The sequence below is a fragment of the Bifidobacterium sp. UBA4282 genome, assembly GCF_002394995.1.
GTDB classification, from domain to species: domain Bacteria; phylum Actinomycetota; class Actinomycetes; order Actinomycetales; family Bifidobacteriaceae; genus Bifidobacterium; species Bifidobacterium pullorum_B.
Window position 1 is genome coordinate 1 of sequence record NZ_DGVO01000004.1, and the last position, 3916, is coordinate 3916.

Here is a 3916-nt window from a genome sequence, read left to right on the forward strand (position 1 = left end):
AATCCACCCCATGCTCACCAAGTAGGCAACGGGCTCAACTGTTGAATATGGTGCGTAAACCTGGCCATTCCCGCAACCTTTTCAACAGGACCAATATGACGTGACGCCTGCCGAGGACACCATCCCGGCAGGCGTCACATGCTAGTGGCCGCTATCGGATCAGGCGCGCCAGACGTCCTTGCCTGCGGCCTTGGCGGCGGCCACGTCGGCGTCCAGCTGGGCCTCGTCGGCCTCCACCTCGCCGGCGATGAACCGCTCGACCAGCTCGCGCGCCTCGTTATCCTCATGCTGCACGGCCGGGGACTTCATGAAGTACGAGCTCGGCGCCAGCACCGGGCCGGCCAGACCACGGTCGAGCGCGATCTTGGCGGCGCGCACGGCGTCGATGACGATGCCCGCGGAGTTCGGGGAATCCCACACCTCCAGCTTGTATTCCAGGTTCAGCGGCACATCGCCGAACGTGGTGCCTTCCAGACGCACGAAGGCGAACTTGCGGTCGTCCAGCCACGCCACATAATCCGACGGGCCGATATGGACATTGTGCTCGTCCATCTCATGCGGCACCACGGAGGTGACGGCGCGGGTCTTCGAGATCTTCTTGGACTCCAGCCGCGAGCGCTGCAGCATGTTCATGAAGTCCATGTTGCCGCCCACATTGAGCTGGTAGGTGCGGTCCAGGCGCACGCCGCGGTCCTCGAACAGACGGGCCATCACGCGGTGGGTGATCGTGGCGCCGACCTGGCTCTTGATGTCGTCGCCGACGATCGGCACGCCCGCGTCGCGGAACTTCTGCGCCCACTCCGGGTCGGAGGCGATGAACACCGGCAGGCAGTTGACGAACGCGCAGCCCGCATCCATCGCGGCCTGGGCGTACGCCTTATCGGCCTGCTCGGAGCCGACCGGCAGATACGAGACGAGCACGTCGACCTGCTTCTCACGCAGCACCGCGGCCACGTCGACCGGCTCGGCGTCCGACTCGTCGATCATCTGGCGGTAGTACTCGCCCAGACCGTCATAGGTCGGGCCGCGCAGCACCTCCACGCCCAGATCCGGCACATCGGAGAACTTGATCGTGTTGTTCTGCGAGGCGAAGATCGCCTCGGACAGGTCCTTGCCCACCTTGAGCGCATCGACGTCGAACGCGGTGACGAACTCGATGTCGCGCACGCGGTACCCGCCGAAGTTGTTGTGCATCAGACCGGGGATCTTCTCATCGTCGGCCGTGTCCTTGTAGTATTCGACGCCCTGCACCAACGACGAGGCGCAGTTGCCCACGCCGGCGATAGCCACACGAATGCTCATCCAAAACCTCTCTGTCCACTTGATAGTGCGATTGCCAATATCACCGTCCTAGCTTACCCAGCCACCGCACCGACGTGGCGCAGCATTTCGGATTCCCACCATTTTCCCAGACAGCATGAAGTGATTTTGGCCAGCCCGCAACCATCCGCCCATTTGTGAGGGTTCGGCGGAAAAACCGCGTCCATAAGCCGTTTTTCGCTTCCAGCGCCGCGGATTCTCAGGGGCGGCTACTACCTTGGACTTCATGGTTTCACAGACTCGTACCGCCAAACGCACGCCGGCCGCACGCCATTTCGGCGGCGGCATCCACCGTTCGCACGGCTCGAAGGGCCCGAAGCCGAAGGGCAAAAGCAAGCACCTCATCCTCAAATGGGTGCTGGGCATCATCGGCGCCCTGCTGGCGCTCGGCATCGGCGCGTTCGCGTATCTGTACGCCACCACCGAGATCCCCCAGCCGGAATCGATCGCCGTGGCGGAGAACACCACGGTGTACTACGCCGACGGCACCACCCCCATCGGCACGTTCTCGGAGCAGAACCGTGAGATCATCGACTGCTCGGTCCTGCCCGACTATGTGGGGCAGGCCGTCGTGGCCTCCGAGGACCGGTCGTTCTACACCAACCGCGGCATCGACCTCGTCGGCATCGCCCGCGCGTTCTGGAACAACCTGACCACCGGATCCAGGCAGGGCGGTTCGACCATCACTCAGCAGTACGCCGAGCGCTATTATCTCGGCGAGACCACCTCATATCTCGGCAAGGCGCGCGAGGCCATCCTGGCCCTCAAGATCGCGCAGGCGCAGGACAAGGACCAGGTCCTGTGCAACTACATGAACACCATCTATCTGGGACGCGGCACCTATGGCATCCAGGCCGCGGCCAAGGCCTACTTCGGCAAGGAAGCCAAGGACCTGACCGTATCCGAGGCGGCCATGCTCGCCGGCATCATCCCCTCCCCGTCGTCCTGGGATCCAGCCGTCGACCCCGAACAGGCGCAGGCCCGATTCACCCGCGTGCTGCGCATCATGCAGGAGGACGGCTACATCACCGCGCAGGAGCAGCAGGAGGCCCAGTTCCCGCAGACCATCGAGTACACGCAACAGAACTCCTATCAGGGGGCGAACGGCTACCTGTTGCAAATGGTGCGCGACGAGCTGACCAACGGCGGCACGTTCAGCGCCGAACAGTTGGACACCGGCGGCTACGCCATCGTCACCACCATCGACAAATCCAAGCAGGATCTCATGTACTCGGTGGTCAGCCCCGCGCAGAACGGCATGCAGGGCGTCATCCCCGACGGTATGGAGTTCGGCGCCATCTCCGTCAACGCCAAGGACGGGTCGATCATCTCCGTATACGCGGGCGAGGACTACCTGACCAAGCAGCTCAACCAGGCCACGCAGTCGGTGTATGAGATCGGCTCCACCATGAAGCCGATGGCGCTGCTGGGCGCCATCCAGGAGGGCGTGAACCTGGACACCGTGTTCAACGGCAACTCGCCGCGCAAGTTCGACGGCATCGCCGACCCGGTCGGCAACTTCGGCAATATGAGCTACGGCAACGTGAACCTGTACACGGCCACGGCGCAATCGCTGAACACCGTCTACATGGATGTGCAGGCCAAGCTCGGCACCCAGCGCATCGCCGAGATAGCCAAGGAGGCGGGCGCCGAAAGCGACGCGTTGGACGGCACCAACCCCTTCACGGTTCTGGGCAACAACGCCCTGACCACCAAGGATGTGGCGCGCATGTACGCCACCATCGCCAACCAGGGCAACCGTCCGAACATCCACATCGTGTCCTCCGTCAAGAACACCGACGGCGAGGACATCTACAAGGCGCCGACCGACACCACGCAGGTGTTCGACGCGAACGACACCGCGCTGGTCACCAAGGCGATGACCGGCACCGTGCAGAACGGCACCGCCACCGAGGCCCTGGCCGTCGGGCATAACCTGGCCATGAAGACCGGCACCGCCAACGACTCCTACGCGGCCAGCGCCGTCGGGTTCACCCCGTCCGTGGTCAGCGTGTTCGCCATGTGGTACCCGGATGCGAACGGCAACCCGCAGGAGGTCCCCGCATTCGGCGGATGGAGCGGCGGCAGCGACTACCCGGTGCACCTGTTCACGCAGTACATGACACAGGCGCTGGCCGGCACCGACAACGAGACCTTCCCGAACGCGGTGGACCACGGCAAGGTCGGTGGCTCCGACGGTTCGTGGGGCCTGGGATCCCAGACCCTGCAGCAGATGCAGGAGGCGCAGCGGAAGGCCGAGGAAGAGGCCCAGCGCCAGGCCGAGGAAGAGGCCCAGCGTCAAGCCGAGGAGGAGGCGCGGCGCCAGCAGGAGCTGCAGCAGCAACAGGAGCAGCAACAGCAGGAGCAGCAGGGCCAAAACCCGGAGACGCCATCAGACGGGTCGGGTTCTACCGATGAATCGGACGGATCCGAAGGCGAGGGAAACGGCACGAACAACGATTCCGAACAACCATAGTAGGCGCTGTCGGTTGTCGCCATGTACCGTAACCGACGCTGATATGGCACCTGCATATCAGAGGCTGTGCCAGTACAATTCCCGCGTCCATACCGACATATGATGAGGCGGGGCCATCCT

The 3916-nt window shown here is 63.9% G+C and carries 2 protein-coding genes; one reads left to right on the top strand and one right to left on the bottom strand.

The annotated features are described in order from the left end of the window. Positions 1 to 159 precede the first annotated feature (159 nt). Positions 160 to 1302 (bottom strand): inositol-3-phosphate synthase, encoded by a 1143-nt coding sequence (locus B4C31_RS00785; protein ID WP_291530938.1) that lies wholly within the window; start codon positions 1300 to 1302, stop codon positions 160 to 162. Positions 1303 to 1546: 244 nt separating this feature from the next. Between B4C31_RS00785 and B4C31_RS00790 the strand changes: the two genes are divergently transcribed. Next, positions 1547 to 3796, top strand: coding sequence for a transglycosylase domain-containing protein (locus B4C31_RS00790; protein ID WP_291530939.1), 2250 nt, complete (start codon positions 1547 to 1549; stop codon positions 3794 to 3796). The last annotated feature ends 120 nt before the right edge of the window (positions 3797 to 3916 follow it).

What these genes read in the sequence shown, in the direction of transcription:
- B4C31_RS00790 (WP_291530939.1), top strand. Translation starts at nt 1,547, where the DNA reads ATGGTTTCACAGACTCGTACCGCCAAACGCACGCCGGCCGCACGCCAT.
- B4C31_RS00785 (WP_291530938.1), bottom strand. Translation starts at nt 1,302, where the DNA reads ATGAGCATTCGTGTGGCTATCGCCGGCGTGGGCAACTGCGCCTCGTCG.